The sequence below is a fragment of the Roseateles sp. genome (assembly GCF_039595595.1).
In the GTDB taxonomy this organism is placed as follows: domain Bacteria; phylum Pseudomonadota; class Gammaproteobacteria; order Burkholderiales; family Burkholderiaceae_C; genus Roseateles.
Genome location: NZ_JBCNLG010000015.1, coordinates 84,156 through 101,305, shown reverse-complemented (window position 1 = coordinate 101,305; position 17,150 = coordinate 84,156). Strand labels below are relative to the sequence as shown.

General features: G+C 66.8%; 11 protein-coding genes, 1 tRNA gene and 1 pseudogene. 10 read left to right on the top strand and 3 right to left on the bottom strand.

The genetic code is table 11. From position 1 onward, the window contains the following. Positions 1 to 47 precede the first annotated feature (47 nt). Positions 48 to 1,778, top strand: coding sequence for a PhoH family protein (locus ABDW61_RS17700; RefSeq protein WP_343640514.1), 1,731 nt, complete (start codon positions 48 to 50; stop codon positions 1,776 to 1,778). 79 nt (positions 1,779 to 1,857) lie between these two features. Here ABDW61_RS17700 and mdtD read toward each other — a convergent pair whose 3' ends face one another. Then, positions 1,858 to 3,321 (bottom strand): multidrug transporter subunit MdtD, encoded by a 1,464-nt coding sequence (gene mdtD, locus ABDW61_RS17695; protein ID WP_343640513.1) that lies wholly within the window; start codon positions 3,319 to 3,321, stop codon positions 1,858 to 1,860. A gap of 86 nt (positions 3,322 to 3,407) precedes the next feature. Between mdtD and ABDW61_RS17690 the strand changes: the two genes are divergently transcribed. Beyond that, the gene (locus ABDW61_RS17690) at positions 3,408 to 4,265 is read left to right on the top strand and encodes an HAD family hydrolase (protein WP_343640511.1); all 858 of its coding nucleotides are present in this window, start codon (positions 3,408 to 3,410) and stop codon (positions 4,263 to 4,265) included. On the opposite strand, the gene ABDW61_RS17685 is transcribed toward ABDW61_RS17690, so the two are convergent. Beyond that, positions 4,243 to 6,141, bottom strand: coding sequence for a propionate--CoA ligase (locus tag ABDW61_RS17685; RefSeq protein WP_343640509.1), 1,899 nt, complete (start codon positions 6,139 to 6,141; stop codon positions 4,243 to 4,245). The two genes, ABDW61_RS17690 and ABDW61_RS17685, sit on opposite strands and share 23 nt — an antisense overlap. Before the next feature lie 307 nt (positions 6,142 to 6,448). Between ABDW61_RS17685 and ABDW61_RS17680 the strand changes: the two genes are divergently transcribed. The 4 genes and pseudogenes from ABDW61_RS17680 to ABDW61_RS17665 all read left to right on the top strand — a co-directional run. Continuing rightward, positions 6,449 to 7,558, top strand: coding sequence for a C40 family peptidase (locus ABDW61_RS17680; RefSeq protein WP_343640507.1), 1,110 nt, complete (start codon positions 6,449 to 6,451; stop codon positions 7,556 to 7,558). 136 nt (positions 7,559 to 7,694) lie between these two features. Beyond that, positions 7,695 to 9,038, top strand: a complete 1,344-nt coding sequence (locus tag ABDW61_RS17675) for a hypothetical protein (RefSeq protein WP_343640505.1) — start codon at positions 7,695 to 7,697, stop codon at positions 9,036 to 9,038. Between the two features lie 83 nt (positions 9,039 to 9,121). Then, positions 9,122 to 9,197: transfer RNA gene (locus ABDW61_RS17670), tRNA-Ala, on the top strand. A gap of 292 nt (positions 9,198 to 9,489) precedes the next feature. After that, positions 9,490 to 10,378 (top strand): annotated as a pseudogene (locus ABDW61_RS17665) (IS5 family transposase); the annotation flags it as partial. Positions 10,379 to 10,555: 177 nt separating this feature from the next. Here ABDW61_RS17665 and ABDW61_RS17660 read toward each other — a convergent pair. Beyond that, entirely contained in the window at positions 10,556 to 11,503 is a 948-nt protein-coding gene (locus ABDW61_RS17660) for a DUF2806 domain-containing protein (protein WP_343640503.1), read from the bottom strand. Positions 11,504 to 12,127: 624 nt separating this feature from the next. On the opposite strand from ABDW61_RS17660, the gene ABDW61_RS17655 reads away from it, so the two are divergent. The 4 genes from ABDW61_RS17655 (at position 12,128) to ABDW61_RS17640 (ending at position 17,098) form a co-directional block, all read left to right on the top strand. Next, positions 12,128 to 13,264 (top strand): protein kinase family protein, encoded by a 1,137-nt coding sequence (locus tag ABDW61_RS17655; protein WP_343640501.1) that lies wholly within the window; start codon positions 12,128 to 12,130, stop codon positions 13,262 to 13,264. Between the two features lie 854 nt (positions 13,265 to 14,118). Further along, the gene (locus tag ABDW61_RS17650) at positions 14,119 to 14,856 is read left to right on the top strand and encodes an endonuclease/exonuclease/phosphatase family protein (protein WP_343640499.1); all 738 of its coding nucleotides are present in this window, start codon (positions 14,119 to 14,121) and stop codon (positions 14,854 to 14,856) included. Continuing rightward, positions 14,853 to 16,145: a cardiolipin synthase ClsB gene (gene clsB / locus ABDW61_RS17645; protein ID WP_343640498.1), complete on the top strand. Its 1,293-nt coding sequence runs from the start codon at positions 14,853 to 14,855 to the stop codon at positions 16,143 to 16,145. Before ABDW61_RS17650 ends, clsB begins: the two co-directional genes overlap by 4 nt. Further along, positions 16,142 to 17,098, top strand: a complete 957-nt coding sequence (locus ABDW61_RS17640) for a lysylphosphatidylglycerol synthase domain-containing protein (RefSeq protein ID WP_343640497.1) — start codon at positions 16,142 to 16,144, stop codon at positions 17,096 to 17,098. The genes clsB and ABDW61_RS17640 overlap by 4 nt, the downstream gene beginning before the upstream one ends. Positions 17,099 to 17,150 lie beyond the last annotated feature (52 nt).

Genomic DNA, 17,150 nt, shown 5'->3' with positions numbered 1-17,150 from the left:
GGTCCGCACCGACCCAGGCTCACCACGCAAGCCCGTCCTTCCCGCACATGCCACTGCCCAAGCCTCCGACCAAGCGCGCCAGCCGCCTAGATCCCGACGCCTTCGCGACCAATCTGTCGCCCAGCAAACGCCCTCCCGCGCTCGAGGCCCCCACCGCCGCTTCTCTCGGCTCGTCGAACCTCGCCTCAAACCTCGCCGAGGCCGGCCTCCCCGCCGCCCCCGCGGCGCAGCCGCCCTCGGTGAGCGCCCGGTCGCGCGCCGAGCCGGCCGAAGCGCGCGGCACCGGCTCACCATCGCTCGCCCTTGTGTCTCCGGCGGCGCCCAAGGCCCCGGCCAAGAAGACCGCCGCCAGCCGCGCGAAAGCGCGCAAGCCGGCCGGCGACGCCAAGCTGTTCGTGCTCGACACCAACGTGCTGATGCACGACCCGATGTCGCTCTTCAGATTCGAGGAGCACGACATCTACCTGCCGATGATCACGCTCGAGGAGCTGGACGGCCACAAGAAGGGCATGACCGAAGTCGCGCGCAACGTGCGCCAGGTCAGCCGTGACCTGGACGCGCTGGCCGCCTCGCTGAAGTCGAGCTCGATCGAGGAGATGTCCAAGGGCCTGCCGCTGGACCAGACCGGCCACCGCGAGGCCGGCGGCAAGCTGTTCTTCCAGACGACGCTGTTCGAGGCCCCGCTGCCGCAAGGCCTGCCGCAGGGCAAGGCCGACAACCAGATCCTGGGTGTCGTGCAGGCGCTCAAGGCGCAGCAGCCGGGCCGCGAGGTGGTGCTGGTGTCCAAGGACATCAACATGCGCATCAAGGCCCGCGCGCTGGGTCTGCCGGCCGAGGACTACCGCAACGACAAGACGCTGGAGGATTCCGACCTCCTCTACACCGGTGTCCAGGCGCTGCCGGCGGACTTCTGGGAGCGTCACGGCAAGACGATGGAGAGCTGGCAGCAAGGCGGCTTCACGTTCTACCGGATCAGCGGCCCGCTGGTGCCCACGCTGCTGGTGAACCAGTTGGTCTTCCTGGAGGCGCCCGGCGCCGCGCCGCTGTATGCCAAGGTGCAGGAGATCACCGGCAAGACCGCGGTGCTGCGCACGCTCAAGGATTACGGCCACCAGAAGCATTCGGTGTGGGGCGTGACCGCGCGCAACCGCGAGCAGAACTTCGCGCTGAACCTGCTGATGGACCCGGACTGCGACTTCGTCACGCTGACCGGCTCGGCCGGCACCGGCAAGACGCTGATGACGCTGGCCGCCGGCCTGTCGCAGGTGCTGGACGAGCGCCGCTACAGCGAGATCATCGTGACGCGCGTGACCGTCCCGGTGGGCGAGGACATCGGCTTCCTGCCCGGCACCGAGGAAGAGAAGATGAGCCCGTGGATGGGCGCGCTCGACGACAACCTCGAGGTGCTGGCGCGCGGCGACAGCACGGCGGGCGAATGGGGCCGCGCCGCGACCAACGACCTGGTGCGCAGCAAGATCAAGATCAAGAGCCTGAACTTCATGCGCGGCCGCACCTTCCTGAACAAGTACGTGATCATCGACGAGGCGCAGAACCTGACGCCCAAGCAGATGAAGACGCTGATCACGCGCGCCGGTCCCGGCACGAAGATCGTCTGCCTGGGCAACCTGGCGCAGATCGACACGCCGTATCTGACGGAAGGCAGCTCGGGCCTGACCTTCGCGGTCGACAAGTTCAAGGGCTGGGCTCACAGCGGCCATGTGACGCTGGCGCGCGGCGAGCGCTCGCGGCTCGCGGACTTCGCCTCCGAAGTGCTCTGAGCCTGACGCGCTCCGCGGCAAGGCCACCCCTCGGGGTGGCCTTTTTCATTCCGCGAGCGCGCCCTTGCCGCCCCGCGCCCTACTCTTCCGGCGTGAGCTTGGACTGCACGGTTTCACCGGCCGCGCCCTCGTCGACCCGCAGCTGATAGAAGATGAACGAAGCCATCGCCGCCATCGCGCCCAGCGCGAGGTAGGTGCCATGGAACGCGGGCACGACCGCGGCGCCCTCGGTGCGCGGCAGGCCGTGCGAGAACAGCAGCAGGAAGGCGCTCGAGGTCGCCACCCCCAGGCTCATCGAGAGCTGCATCACCACCGCCAGCAGGCTGTTGCCGGCGCTGGCGGTGCGCTCGTCGAGGTCGCCCAGCGTCAGCGTGTTCATCGCGGTGAACTGCATGCTGTTGATCATCCCGAAGGTCCCCAGATGGATCGCCAGCCACACATGACCGACGCCGCGCGGGATCAGCGCGAAGCTCGCGATCAGCAGCCCCAGCAGCAGCGTGTTGACGATCAGCACGCGGCGATAGCCGGCGCGCCGGATCAGGCGGATCGCCAGCGTCTTGGTGAACATGGCGCCCAGCACCGACGGGATCATCGACAGGCCGGCCTCGCTGGGCGTGAAGCCCAGCCCCACCTGCAGGAACAGCGGCGTCAGGAACGGCGTCGCGCCGCTGCCCAGCCGCGCGAACACATTGCCCAGCAAACCGATGCGGAAGGTCGGCACTTTGAAGAGCGCGGGCGAGAATAGCGGCTCCTCGGCGCGCGTGGCGTGCAGCCAGTAGGCCATCATGCTGGCCACGCCGGCCACCAGCATCACGAAGCAGACGGCCGTGCTGACGACGTGCTCGCCAAAGCCCTGCAGCGCCAGCGACAGCAGCATCAGCCCCACGCTGAAGAGTCCATAGCCGCCCCAGTCGAAGCGCCGCCCGATGGGCCCCATGATCTGCGGCATGTAGCGCCGGCAGGCGAAGGCGCCGGCCAGGCCGACCGGCAAATTGATCAGGAAGATCCAGTGCCAGCTGACGAACTCCGTCAGCACGCCGCCCAGCGTCGGCCCCAGCAGCGGCCCGACCAGCCCGGGCAGGCTGATGAAGGTCATCACGGCGAGGAACTCCGCCTTCGGAAACGCCCGCAGCACCACCAGCCGCCCCACCGGTGCCAGCAGCGCGCCGCCGACCCCTTGCACCACGCGCGCCGCGACCAGCACGTGCAGGCTGGGCGACAGCGCGCAGGCCAGCGACCCCAGGCTGAACAGCGCGATCGCCCACAGGAAGACGGTGCGCGTGCCGAAGCGATCCGCCAGCCAGCCGGAAGCCGGAATCAGCAAGGCCACCGTCAGCAGATAGGCCACGACGGCCGACTGCATCCGCAGCGGATCCTCGCCGAGATCGCGGGCCATGCCCGGCAGCGCCGTGTTGAGGATGGTCGTGTCCAGCGTCTGCATGAAGAACGCCAGCGCGACCACCCAGGGCAGCCAGCGGCGGGTGGCGTCGTCGAGCACGGGGCGGCCGAGGACGTCGAGCGGTGTCGTCGAGGAAGGAGGCATGGGCGGCATCCGGCAAGTATCGAACCGCGCCAGCGTAGGATGTGCGCCTATCGCGGTGATCACGATGATCGCCCGCCTCAAGACCCATGCGCTTCTACGTTTCCGACCTCGACGGCACCCTGCTCGACCCGCAGGCCCGCCTCTCCGACGCCACCCGCGCGGGCCTGACCGAACTCCTCGCCGAAGGCCTGGCCTTCACCGTCGCCAGCGCGCGGCACGTGGTGTCGATCGCCCGCATCCTGGACGGGCTGCCGATCTCGCTGCCGGTGGTCTCGTCCAATGGCGCCTACATCAGCGATCTGCGCACCGGCCGTCATGAGCTCGTCAACGCGATGGAGCCGGCGCTGGGCCAGTCGATCTTCGCGCTGGTGCGGCGACACGGGCTGATGCCCTTCATCGCGACGCATGGCGCCAAGGGCGACCAGCTGTTCTGGCAGGAGGTGCAGAACGAAGGCCAGCAGCGTTTCGTCGCCGAGCGCCAGCGCAATGCGGATCCGCGCCTGCGCCAGGTCGCCCGGCTGCAGGACCAGTTGAAGGATCCGATGGTCACGCTGCTGGTCGTCGGCCAGACCGAGGCGTTGCAAGCGCTGCAGGCCGAGATCCTGGCCACCTGCGGCGATCTCGTCACCACGCATCTGGCCGAGGACCTCTACATGCCGGGCTGGCCCTGGCTGAACGTGCACGACCGCCGCGCCAGCAAGGACCAGGCCATCGCGACGCTGGCCCAGCGCTACGCGCTGCACGAGCGCGAGCTGGTGGTCTTCGGCGACCAGGTCAACGACCTGACGATGCTCAAGTCGGCGCACCACGCCATCGCCGTGGCCAATGCCAGCGACGACGTCAAGCAGGCCGCGCACCGCATCATCGGCGCCCACCACGAAGACGCGGTGGTGCGCTTCATCCGCGACGACTGGCGCGCCATCAGCGCTCGACCGCTGCCTTGATCTGCTGCAGCGCGGCCGGATCGTCGAGCGTGATCAGGTCGCCGGGATCGCGCTGCTCGCAGACCGCCTGGATCGCGCGCCGCAGCAGCTTGCCGGAGCGCGTCTTGGGCAGCAGGCCCACGAAGCTCACGCTGGACGGCCGCGCGACCGCGCCGAGCTGCTGGTCCACGCGCCGCAGGATCTCGCCCTCGAGCGCCAGCGCCTGATCGGGCGTGGCCGTGCGGGCCGGATCCTTCAGCACCGCGAAGGCTCGCGCGACCTGACCCTTGAGCGCGTCGGCGACCCCCACCACCGCGACCTCGGCCACGGCCGGATGGCCGGCGATGCACTCCTCGATCTCGCGCGAGCCGAGCCGGTGGCCGGCGACGTTGATGACGTCGTCGCTGCGGCCGAGGATGAAGTAGTAGCCGTCCTCGTCGCGCAAGGCCCAGTCGAAGGTCGAGTAGACCTGCCGTCCCGGCACGCCGCTCCAGTAGGTCCGCACGAAGCGCTCGTCGTCGCGCCAGACCGTCTGCATGCAGCCTGGCGGCAACGGAAAGCCGAGCGCGAGCAGCCCCTTGCGGTTGGGCTCGGTGAGCAGCTCGCCCGTGCGCTCGTCCAGCAGCTGCACGCGATAGCCATACATCGGCTTGCCGGGCGAGCCGAAGCGAGGCGCCAGCGGCTCGACGCCGCGCGCCAGCGTCAGGATCGGCCAGCCGGTCTCCGTCTGCCAGTAGTTGTCGATGATGGGCTTGCCCAGGGCCTCGGCGATCCAGCGGGCGGTCGGCTCGTCCAGGGGCTCGCCGGCCAGGAACAGCGCGCGCAGCGAGCTCAGGTCATGACGCGTCAGGCACGCCGGGTCTTGCTTTTTCAGCACGCGCACCGCCGTCGGCGCGCTGAACATCACCGTCACGCGGTACTGCTCGACCAGCTTCCACCAGATCGCCGCATCGGGGCTGATGGGCGTGCCTTCGTACATCAGCGTCGCCATGCCCGCGATCAGCGGTCCGTAGACGATGTAGCTGTGGCCCACGACCCAGCCGATGTCGCTCGTGGAGAAGAAGGTCTCGCCGGGGCGGCCGTCGTAGATGTGGACCATGCTCGCGGCGAGCGCGACCGCGTAGCCGCCCACGTCCCGCTGCACGCCCTTGGGCTTGCCCGTCGTGCCGCTGGTGTAGAGCGTGTAGCTGATCGCCTCGGAGGGCAGCCACTCGCAGGGCACCCGCGTGCCGAGCAGGCGCGCCCGCTGCCCGGCGTAGTCGAGGTCGCGGCCGGCGACACGCTCGAAGGCGCTCAGCCCGCGATCAACCATCAGCACCTTGGCCGGCGCATGCGCGGCCAGCCGGATGGCCTCGTCCAGCAGCGGCTTGTACGGCACGATGCGGCCGTTGCGGCTGCCCGCGTCGGCGCTGACGATCAGCACGGGCTCGGCATCGTCGATGCGATTGGCCAGCGCGTGGCTCGCGAAGCCACCGAACACCACCGAATGGATCGCGCCGATCCGCGCGCAGGCCAGCATCGCGAACGCGGCCTCTGGAATCATCGGCATGTAGATGAGCACGCGGTCGCCGATGCCCACGCCCTGCTCGCGCAGCATCGCGGCCATGGCCTCGACCTCGGCCTGCAGTTCGGCGAAGCGGATCACGCGCTCCTGGCCCACTTCGCTCGACACCCAGATCAGCGCCGCGTCGCCGGGCCGCTGGGCGGCATGGCGGTCGACCGCGTTGTGGCACAGGTTGGTCCGCCCGCCAACGAACCAGCGGGCGAACGGCGGATGGCTCGCATCGCAGACCTGGTCGAAGGGCCGCTCCCAATCGATCAGCCGGGCCTGCTCGGTCCAGAAGCCGTCCGGATCGTCGATCGAACGCCGGTAAAAGTCCTCATGGCTGGAGGTCATCGCGGTCTCCTTGTCGTGTGGGTTCGGCGGCGGCAAGACCCGGCGCGCGAATTACGCACGCATCCTGGCACCGTGAGCTTTTCTGAAACTTTCGTTCACAACGCTGCGGCATGGGCGTGTGGTCCAATCCGGGTTTTTCCTGGGAAGGGTCCTGTGGCCACGCCCGGACTTTCCCTAGCCAAGCGCGATCCCCAGGGCATTCGCGCTTGACCGGTACGGAGATGGTGCCTAGTCTCCGCGCCCAACAACGATGAGAACTGTTCGTCCTTCCCGCTCGGCTCCCTCACGCAAACCGCTCCAGCGCGCCATGGCCGCACTGGGGCTGATCTGCGTCCTGGCCAGCGGCAGTTGCTGGGCGCAACAGGCGACCCCATCCGCTGGCGACAAACCCAAGGCGCACGCCAAGGCCGCCAAGCCGGCGGTGAAGAAGGCCGAGACGAAGACCTCCACCAAGCAGGCGAAGGCCGGCAAGAAGGCAGCGTCCAAGGACAGCGGCAAGGATTCGGCCAAGGAGGCCGCGAAGGACGCGGGCAAGGACGCCAAGGCCAAGCCGACCGAAGCCGAGAAGTCCGACAAGGCGCCCGTCACCGACAAGGCCGCGACGGCCAAGCCGGACGCGAAGACCGCCGACACCAAGACCGACGCCCGCAACGACACGCGCACTGACGCCGCGCCGCCGGCCGGCACGATGATGGGCGCGTATGGCCAGAGCCTGATGCGCGCGCCAGCGGGCACCGCGGCCGCGGCGGCGACCGCCGCAGCCGCTGGTACCGCCGGTGCCGCCGCGGCCCTGGCCGCCACGACGCCAGCGGCGACGACCGCCTCCACGACACCGGCCACCGCGCTGCCGCCCACCGCGCTGATGGGCGCGGCCGTCGGCAACGTGAACGCCAACGCGAGCGACTCGGTCGCCCGCTTCCTGCAGCAGCGCGGCATCGTCGCGCAGGCGCAGGGCCAGGCCTTGCCTGCGTCGGCCGAGACGGCCTCGCCCGGCCTGCTGAACCAGGTGCGCGACAAGGCTTCGGACCTGGTGCTGTCGGCGATGAACTTCCTGGGCGTGCCCTACAAGCGTGGCGGCAACTCGGTGAACAACGGCTTCGACTGCAGCGGCTTCACGCGCCACATCTTCGAGATGAGCGTTGGCCTGGTGCTGCCGCGCCGCGCCGACGAGCAGGCCAAGATGTCGAGCCTGGTCCCGATCAAGAAGGAAGACCTCAAGCCTGGCGACCTGGTCTTCTTCAACACGATGCGCGCGACCTTCTCGCATGTCGGCATCTATGTCGGCGAAGGCAAGTTCATCCATTCGCCGCGTGTCGGCGGCGCCGTGCGCGTCGAAGACCTGCGCGAGGCCTACTGGGCCAAGCGTTTCACCGGCGCGCGCCGCGCCGATCTGAACCAGGCGAACGCGGGCGGCTGAGCCCCGCAGCGCATGCGGCGCCGGCGGCTGTCCGGCCCCGGGCGCGCGAATCCAGAGACAAGTCCTGACCCGGCGGTCTGCCGATCCCGGCTATGCTGCGCCCCGGCTCGTCCGCCGCGGCCTTCCGCGATCCACCTTGTCCGCCGTCCTCGATCCCGCCACGACCCCGTTGCATCGAGCCCCCGACCAGATGGGGCAGGCCCTGCTGCTGGCCGTGCTCCTGCACGTGCTGCTGGTGCTGGTGGTGGGCAATGCGCCGGGCGGCTCCGCCAAGCCGGGCGAAGGCGCCTGGGGGCCGCTGAACGTGCGGCTGAAGGGGGATCGTTTCGAACCGGGTTCGGGCGAGCCGGCGACGGTGCTGCCCGAGCGCGGCCCGCCCGGCGAGGCGAAGCAGCCTCGAGCCGGCGGAGCGGTGCGGGAGCGGGCGCCGACGCCCGAGGAGCGCAAGGCTCCGGGCGCCGCGCGCCAAGGGCAATGGCGGCCGCAGCCGGGTGACGAGCTCACCGGAGATGCGCCTGCGGACCGCAGCGCGCCGCCTGTGAGCACGTCGCCGGCGGTGACACCATCGCCCGCGCCGCCCGCGCCTGCACCCACGCCCTCACCCACGCCTGCACCATCGCCGACGCCCGCTCCGGCGCCAGCGCCGGCCCCCGAGCCGCCTCCCGCGATCACGACGCTGACCACCCCCGGCGAGGCGACGATCGCTGCACCGACACGCATCGCGCCGTCGCGGGAGACAGCCACCGCGAGACCCGCCCCTGCCACCGAGGCGCTGCAAGCGCCCTCGCCCACGCTGCAATTGCCGGAGCGCCCGGCGCCGATCCTCAGCGAGACGCCGACGACGCTGCGCCGCATCGATCGCAATCCGATCGAGCGCATTCAGCCGCCGCCCGTGCCGACGGAGTTGAAGGCCCCGGCGGAGCTGCCCCCGCTGACGCCAGCGCCGGCGCCGGCGGCCGCTCCGGCGCCCACTCCCGCTCCGCCGACGCCTGCTCCCACCCCTGCACCGCCGACGCCAACGCCGGCACCGACGCCATCGCCGACGACGCCGGCCGCTGCCGCGACGCAGGCTCCCACGGCGCAGCCGCGCGCGACGGCCACGCCATCGACAACGCCATCGCCGCCGAATCGCGTATCGCTCGACGGCGCGACGACGGCGACGACCACGCAGCCGAGCGTTGGCGCGCCTGACGCCGGTGCGCGCACGGGCCACGACGTGGCGACGCCGGCGTCCGCCTCGCCGACAGCGCCGAAGCTCAATCTCGACCTGAACCCATCGCGAGGCCCGATGCGGCCGCGAGGCACGCCATCGGGCGTGATTTCGGCGGTGCCCAAGCCACCGGAGGACAAGGACGCGCTGGCCGAGGAGATGCGCAAGGCCGGGCAACAGGACTGCCGCAAGGCCTACGCGGACAAGGGTTTGCTGGCGGTGGTGCCACTGGTGCGCGATGCCGCGCGCGACAAAGGCTGCCGGTGGTGACGGCCGGCGCGTGCGATTCGCGCCCCGGTTCCATTCAAAACGCTGGCGAGCGAGAAATCTCTGCTATAGTCTGGGTCTTCGTTGGGGGGGTAGCTCAGCTGGGAGAGCGTCGCGTTCGCAATGCGAAGGTCGGGAGTTCGATCCTCCTCCTCTCCACCAACAGATCCAAGCCTCAGAGGGAAACCTCTGGGGCTTTTGTCTTTCTGGGGTGTAGCGCCGCTCGGCCAAGTGCGAAGCGACTTCCGGAGCCCTTCCCTCATTGGAGGCTCGAGATCCCCACAGCAATCAGTTCGACGCGGCGGCGGTCCATCCCCGGTTCCTTCAAAGCGCCTCGATACTCCTTGAGCGCATGCTCCGCTTCGGCGCGATGAAGTAGCGCCCGCCTCGCCCCGGCGCCCCACCTTCGCCGATGACCAGCTCGTCACCCAGCGAGGCACCCTTCGCGCCGCAGATGCTGCTGCAGGTGCTGTACTCGGTGAGGTCGGAGCGGCTGCTGATGGAGCAGGTGCAATACAACGTTCTGTTTCGCTGGTTCATCGGACTGTCGATGGTGCCCACGGTGTTCAGCAAGAACCGCCAGCGCTTGATCGAGCATGACGCGGTGGCGGCCTTCTTCAACGAAGTGCTGACGCAGGCCGAGCGTAAGAACTGGCTGTCCAAGGAGCACTTCAGCGTGGACGGGACGCTGATCCAGGCGTGGGCCAGCCACAAGAGCTTTGTGCGCAAAGGCGCAGGCGACGATAGCGACGGGGATGGTCAGGCCGGAGGCGAAGACTTCCGCGGCCAGCCGCGCAGCAACGACACGCACGAATCCAAGAGCGATCCGGACAGCCGGCTGTATCGCAAGGGCAAGACGGCCAGCGAACTGCGCTTCATGGGGCACACGTTGATGGATAACCAGCACGGCTTGATCGTGAACGCCAGGGTCGCAAAGGCCGATGGCCACGCGGAGCGGCAAGCGGCCTTGAGCATGGTGAGCGACACGCGCCAGATCGATCCAGGCGACGATCACGCTGGGGGCGGACAAGGGATATGACGCCAGGGAGTTCGTGCAGGACCTGCAGGAGTTGCGGGTCGTGCCGCATGTGGCGCAGAACAAATCGGGGCGCCGCTCGGCAGTGCCTGACGAGATCGCGCGAGAGCCGGGCTACGGGGTGTCGATGCAGTGCCGCAAACGCATCGAGCAAGGCATCGGCTGGGCCAAGACCATCGGCTCGATTCGCTAGATGATGGTGCGCGGGCTCAAGAAGCTGGACCAGCTGTTCGTGCTGAACATGGCGGCCTACAACTTGGTGCACATGCGCTCGCGGGGGCAAATCCGTCCGCAGGCCGCTGGATGAGCGGCAAGGGCGCGCGAAACGCCGTCAAACGGTCGTTTTGTGACCTGCAAGGGACTGGATCGGCCCCACTTTGAATCAGATTCTCCGAAGTGCCGCTGAGGCCAAGGCAGAGGCATGTGAATCGAGGCTGTATTTCAGCAGCCTGTTAGCCCTCTCACCCACATCACCGCTGATCAATCACTCAAGACGAAGTGAAACGTCATATGCGGCAGCCAGAGTAGTCAGATATGAACGGTCGAATGTGGCTGGGGCAAGCCGCCTGAGTTCCCGACCGACGGACGTCAGCTTCATGCTGCATAGAATCAGCTCGCGCCGCTTTTTCTCTATGCAGGTGAATACCGCCATACAGCCAGGGAAAGCCAACCTAAGTGACAGCGGATCAGTCGGCGACGAAGCTTGGGGGGACAACTTAGCACTCGCAAAAATGTTTACACCCTCCGCCAGCAGTCCCGTCTCCTGCAAGAGCTCCAGTGCCGTATCTGAAAGCCCCCATGGCAAGAACCATTGATGGCGTCGCTCGACAAAATCTGCCAAGCCCGTCTGCACCGGGGTCAGCACATTACCACTTCCATTACTGAGGCTACAAAGCCTTTGAAACGCCTCAATTTCGTCTCTGCTGAGCGTCGCCAGCGTCTGTAGCGAACGAATGGAGAAGCTACCAGGCTTCGCCACCTCAGCATTTAAGACGCTAGCCCAGAGCTTCTGCATCGTAGCGTCAGAAACCTCTTGCCCCAAGCGAAAAAGAGTGCGCGTCCAATCCGAATTAACAGGGTCATCTGCCACAATCTTAGGCGGGTCCTCCAGAGCCAAATGGACGATTGCCTCGACGTTGCGCTGGCGCTGAAGCTCAGTTTGAACTAGCCTCATCCGAGCGCGCTCAGCAAGTTGCTGCTCGGCGTCGGCCATTTGAATCTTCGAGTTGATGGCCGCAGCAAGTTGACATTCCGATTTGGTCCGCTCGATATGGATGTTAGCCTCACCGAGCACTCGAATTTCGTATGCGCGAGCTTCGGCTTCGGCTCGAATCGCCCGTGGCTTGTAGAGAACACCGATCCCTTTCGCTACGACATCCAATAACTTCTCGGTGGCCTTACCAAGCCCCGCCAAGTCTTCAATTGTGGTCATATCGCGAGACAGTTCTTGGGGTATCAGGAGGGATTTCGCAAAGGGACGTAGCGGCCATGCGGCGCTCCATTTATTATCCATGCTTCCCGATTACGCATCGACCTGAGAGGAAACCCGTAGGCCCACTCTGCATGTCTGCTTTAATCCGAGAACGGGTTAGGCCCAGGCGCCTGGGTCGATTCTTGCACAAGCTTCCCGCACCGGCATACCCGCCACTGACCCAGTTCGGCGACGATTACAGCACGCCCTAGCGACCGGCATGGTATCCCGCACCTTGCGCAAGAACAAGCAACAACGCGGGCGCTGAGACCGTGGCGACCTCACCCAAATTCCGCCCTGCGTGGAACGAAGCGATGTGCTGCTTGGTGCCTGCCGGGTGGTACCACGCCGGACTGGGAAACCGACACAACAGCTAGCGGCGCACACGGAGGGCCAATGGTCCCTCGTGCATGCTCACCGGAATCTGGAACGAGTGAGTCGACTCCGGGGACTGGTGAGCTGGTCCCGAGCTACAACATGTCAGGTGCCCATCGCCTTTCACCAGGGAATGGCTACATTCTGTCAGAATCCCGAATCAGCCTACTTCACGACTGCGCTCAACCAGAAGACTTTGCACGAGGCAATATGACGACCAACTTGGCTGCTGGAACGGTAATCCCTTTTCTTCGTCGCAAGGATTACGTTCTTGTGAAGCCATTGGGCCGGGGTGCCTGTGGCGAAACAGTACTACTTCGCGACGATCTGATCGATAGACTGCTTGTATGCAAGAAATATGCACCGTCTTCGAATCTATTGAAGCAAGAGCTTTACGCCAACTTCCTTCGTGAAATCAAACTCCTTCACGAAGTAAATCATCACAATGTCGTCAGGGTGTTCAACTATTTCGTCTACCCCGACAAACACGCCGGGTACATTCTGATGGAGTACATCGACGGGATGAATATTGAAGAGCATCTCCGCACGCAACCCGAGGCCATTAATGACGTCTTTCGACAAGCATTAGACGGCTTTACTCACTTGGAGCAGTGCAGCATCCTCCATCGCGACATCCGGCCCGGCAACCTTCTCGTCCGCCAGGACGGGATCGTCAAGATCATAGATCTTGGCTTTGGCAAGCGGATTCAAGCCAGCACAGATTACGACAAGAGCATCAGCCTTAACTGGTGGTGTGAACCTCCGAACGAATTCTCGATCGACACTTACGATAAATCTACTGAGGTGTACTTCGTTGGCAAACTTTTCGAAAAGCTAATTCAGGATCTTGGCATAGAGGAATTTAAGCATTCCGCACTTCTTGAGAAAATGTGCAAGCGAGATCCAGTCGAACGCATTGGCTCCTTCGCAGACGCGACAAATGAGTTGCTGATCAAGCGCGCCGACGACATCGACTTCTCTAAAGAGGAGCACGAGGCGTATCTACACTTTGCCAACGCGGTAATTTCGCATGTCAGCAAAATTAAGCGCGGAACGAGGTACACAACTGATCTCGACGTAATCAGGGCGCAACTCGAAGCAGCTTACCGCAACTGCATGCTGGAACCACAAGCCCCGGACTGCGCACCCATTCTTAGAACGATTTTAGCCGGTGCGTTCCATTACAAGACCAAAGGATTCCAGACGTGGACGCTCCTTGCCTTTCTGCGTCTCCTTCGCAGCGCGCCTGTTGAAAAACAAAGGGTTGTCTTCGCCAATCTTCATACGCGACTCGACGCAGTTCCCCGCTATGAGGATTTCGATTTCGACGACGACATTCCGTTCTAGTAACTCATTCGCTTGGCGGTGCGGCCTTGCTCCAATCACGAACAAGGCATCGGTTCACGGCGGGTAACAATCCCCCCTCCGCACATGCGACTGCGGTAGGCGGTGACCTGACCTTGGCTTTGGCCCGCCCAGTCTCACCGGCTCTATACCAAGGACCATGATCCAGTGTCGGAGTTGAGCCAATACCTGACGTTTCATCGCAGTTTCCCCACCCGCATACCATAACTCCACGCTAGCAATATACCCAGCTGTCCGTCGACTCGCCACAAAGCGATAACTCAGGAGCAACACCGATCAAGAGTTGCACTTTAGTTTCGAGTCCCACATCAACGCCGGATTGAATACGTCTTTGCCGTCCCTCTCGATGACCAAGCCCCACCGCCTTGTCGTCATGCCAAGAAGCCCTTTGCGCGTCTGGTCGTAGCAGATCGGTGAAGCCCCCCTTTGTCGCCACCCGGATGGCTGCCTCCGCCTCCAGCGGCGTTGGCTTCCTCCCGGGATCAGGGCGAGCACGCCCGGCACGACTCCGCAAACGCCGCCGCGAATCCCCCGAATCAGCGGTGGGTCACCGCTTCCCGCGATTGCGGCGCCCGCCGGGACAGGTCTAGTATTGATCGCTCCCACCCGGCGTTCCGGGCCTCGCGCCCGGGGAGCCGGGAGTCCGCCGCCATGCGGCCAACCGCCTTCCAGGAGCACCCCATGCTTGAACTGATCGGCGCGATTCTCGTGGGCGCGTTCGCCCTCACCTTCGGGGTCCTGTGCATCGGCCCCATGATGCTCGGCACCGAGGACCTCTGAGCCGCACGCCGGCCCAGAGCCCCTGACAGGCACAGGGCTTGCCGCTATGGCAGCCCATGAAGGTCACCGTCCTCACCGTCAATCTGCACAAGGGCTTCGGCTTCTTCAACCGCCGCTTCATCCTGCACGAATTGCGCGAAGCGGTACGCGCCGTGTCGGCCGACGTGGTGTTCCTGCAGGAAGTCCTCGGCGAGCATGAACTCCATGCCGCCCGCGTCCCGACCTGGCCGCAGACACCCCACTACGAATTCCTCGCGGAAAGCCTCTGGAGCGATTTCGCCTATGGCCGCAACGCGGTCTATCCGCAGGGGCACCACGGCAACGCGCTGCTCTCGAAGTTCGCGATCGCCCATCACACCAACCACGATGTCTCGGTCGAGGGCCCCGAGCGCCGCGGCCTGCTGCACAGCGTGCTGAAGGTCGCCGACGGCCGCGAACTGCATGCCATCTGCGTCCACCTCGGCCTGCGCGAGTCGCACCGCCAGCGCCAGTGCGAGCGCCTCTGCCAGCTCATCGACAGCCTGCCGCCGGACGATCCGGTGATCGTCGCGGGCGACTTCAATGACTGGCGTCAGCGCGCCCATCGCATGCTCAGCCGCTGCGCGGGTCTGGGGGAGGTTTTCGTGAAGGCCTACGGCGCCGCCGCGCGGACCTTTCCTGCGCGCTTCCCGCTGCTGCCGCTGGACCGCATCTACGTGCGCGGCGCGTCGGTTGAACATCCCATCGTGCTGCCGCGCCAGCCGTGGTCCCACCTCTCCGACCATGCGCCGCTGGCCGCGGAGATCCGGCTATGAGGCGCCCGCACTGGACCGGCGGCAACCAGCTCGCGCTGCTCGAGAACGGCGAGGAGTTCTTCCCCGCCGTCTTCGAGGCGATCGAGGCCGCGCGGCACGAGGTGCTGATCGAGACCTTCATCCTCTTCGAAGACAAGATCGGCCTGGCCCTGCGCGAAGTGCTGATCGCCGCGGCGCGGCGCGGCGTGCGCGTCGACATGACGGTGGACGGCTTCGGATCGCCGATGCTGTCGGAGGACTTCGTGCGCGGGCTCACCGACGCGGGCGTGCGGCTGCACGTCTTCGATCCGCCACCGCGTCTGTCGCGGCGGCTGCGCCCCTTCAGGCGGCTGCATCGCAAGATCGTCGTCGTCGATGGCGAGACGGGCTTCATCGGCGGCATCAACTTCTCGGCCGATCACCTGATCGACTACGGCCCCGAAGCCAAGCAGGACTACGCCGTGCGCGTGCGTGGACCCGTGGTCGCGCAGCTTCGGCACGCAACGGTCGAGACGCTCTCGGCGGCGCATCGCCACTGGTGGCCGAGCCGCCCCACGGCGCCCCGCGCACCGCCGCCGGGTGTCACCGCGACGCCCTCGCCCGCCGGCCATGCGAAAGCCGTGGTCGTCGTGCGCGACAACCACCGGCACCGCGACGACATCGAGCGCATGTACCGCCTCGCGCTGCACGCGGCCAAGCGCGAGGTGATCATCGCCAACGCCTATTTCTTCCCCGGCTTCCTGCTGCTGCGGAGCATGCAGCGGGCGGCCCGGCGCGGCGTCGACGTCCACCTGATCCTGCAGGGACAGCCCGACATCGCCTGGGCGCGATGGGCCGCGCGCATGGTCTATGGCCAGTTGATGCGATCAGGCGTGCACATCCACGAGTACTGCGAGCGTCCCATGCACGGCAAGGTCGCGCTGGTCGACGACGCGTGGGCGACGGTGGGATCGAGCAACCTGGACCCGCTCAGCCTGTCGCTGAACCTCGAGGCCAACCTGATCGTCGAGGATCGCGCCTTCAACCGCGCGCTGCGCGGGAAGCTGCAGCCGCTGATGCGCGACCAGTGCCGCCTGCTGACGATCGAGGAGACCGCGTCGCGGCGCTGGTGGTGGCGGCTGGGCGTGGGCGCGCTGGTCTTCCACGTGATGCGGCACTTCCCGCGCTGGCTGGCGCGGCTGCCCCGGGCGACGCAGCCGCTGATGCCGGTGGCGCAGACCCCGGTGGTGGTGAGCGCGCCGCAGTCCCCGCCCGCACAGGCCTGGCAATGGCACACCGAGAAACGATTGAGCGAGGAACCCGCGGAGTGACGCCACCCGCCCCTCGCGACGCCAGCGGCGATGCGGCGCGCCGCGGCGGCCGGCGCTGGAGCCGATGGCTGAGCGCGGTCTTCGCGGTGGCCGTGGTGGCGCTGCTCGCCTGGGCGGCGCACAAGGTCGACTGGGACGATGTCAGCGGCGCGCTGCGGCAACTGCCGGCGAGCGCGCTGGCGGCCGGCGCGGCGCTGTGCGCGCTCAGCCATCTGATCTACAGCGGCTATGACCTCATCGGCAAGCAGTGGGCGCGTCACGAGGTGCCTGCGCGGCGGGTGATGCTGATCACCTTCATCAGCTACGCGTTCAATCTCAATCTCGGCTCGCTGGTCGGCGGCATCGGCATGCGGCTGCGGCTGTATGCCCGAGAGGGCCTGAAGCATCCCGTGCCGACGAAGATCCTGGCGCTGAGCATGGCGTCCAACTGGCTCGGCTACGGCTTGCTGGCGGGCGGGCTGTTCCTGTTCGGATGGCTCTCACCGCCGCCGGACTGGAAGATCGGCGGCACCGCGCTGCGCGGCTTGGGCGCGCTGATGTGGGTGCTCGTCGCGGGCTACCTGGCGCTGTGCGCCTTCGCCCGCAGGCGCGAGCTCACGCTCAGGGGCCACGAGTTCTTCGTGCCGAGCCTGCGCCTCGCGCTGATGCAGCTCGCGATCTCGAGCGCCAACTGGCTGACGATGGGCGCGGTGCTGTGGGTGCTGCTGCAGCAGCGCGTGGACTACGGACACACGCTGGCGGTGCTGCTGGTCGCGGCGGTGGCCGGTGTGGTCACGCATGTGCCGGCGGGGCTGGGCGTGCTGGAGGGGGTGTTCGTCGCGCTGCTGGGGCCGGCGCTCGGTCCGGGCAAGGTGCTCGCGGCGCTGATCGCGTACCGGGCGCTGTACTACCTCGCCCCCCTGGTGATCGCGGCCGCCGCGTACTTCACGCTGGAGGCGAAGGCGAGGAAGTAGGCGGCGGGGACCACGCCGAGCGGGCGGGAAAGCAGCCTGATACCCTCGGCGC

Coding starts and splice junctions, on each gene's coding strand:
- ABDW61_RS17700 (WP_343640514.1), top strand. CDS start 48: ATGCCACTGCCCAAGCCTCCGACCAAGCGCGCCAGCCGCCTAGATCCC.
- ABDW61_RS17650 (WP_343640499.1), top strand. CDS start 14,119: ATGAAGGTCACCGTCCTCACCGTCAATCTGCACAAGGGCTTCGGCTTC.
- clsB (WP_343640498.1), top strand. CDS start 14,853: ATGAGGCGCCCGCACTGGACCGGCGGCAACCAGCTCGCGCTGCTCGAG.
- ABDW61_RS17655 (WP_343640501.1), top strand. CDS start 12,128: ATGACGACCAACTTGGCTGCTGGAACGGTAATCCCTTTTCTTCGTCGC.
- mdtD (WP_343640513.1), bottom strand. CDS start 3,321: ATGCCTCCTTCCTCGACGACACCGCTCGACGTCCTCGGCCGCCCCGTG.
- ABDW61_RS17690 (WP_343640511.1), top strand. CDS start 3,408: ATGCGCTTCTACGTTTCCGACCTCGACGGCACCCTGCTCGACCCGCAG.
- ABDW61_RS17685 (WP_343640509.1), bottom strand. CDS start 6,141: ATGACCTCCAGCCATGAGGACTTTTACCGGCGTTCGATCGACGATCCG.
- ABDW61_RS17680 (WP_343640507.1), top strand. CDS start 6,449: ATGGCCGCACTGGGGCTGATCTGCGTCCTGGCCAGCGGCAGTTGCTGG.
- ABDW61_RS17660 (WP_343640503.1), bottom strand. CDS start 11,503: ATGACCACAATTGAAGACTTGGCGGGGCTTGGTAAGGCCACCGAGAAG.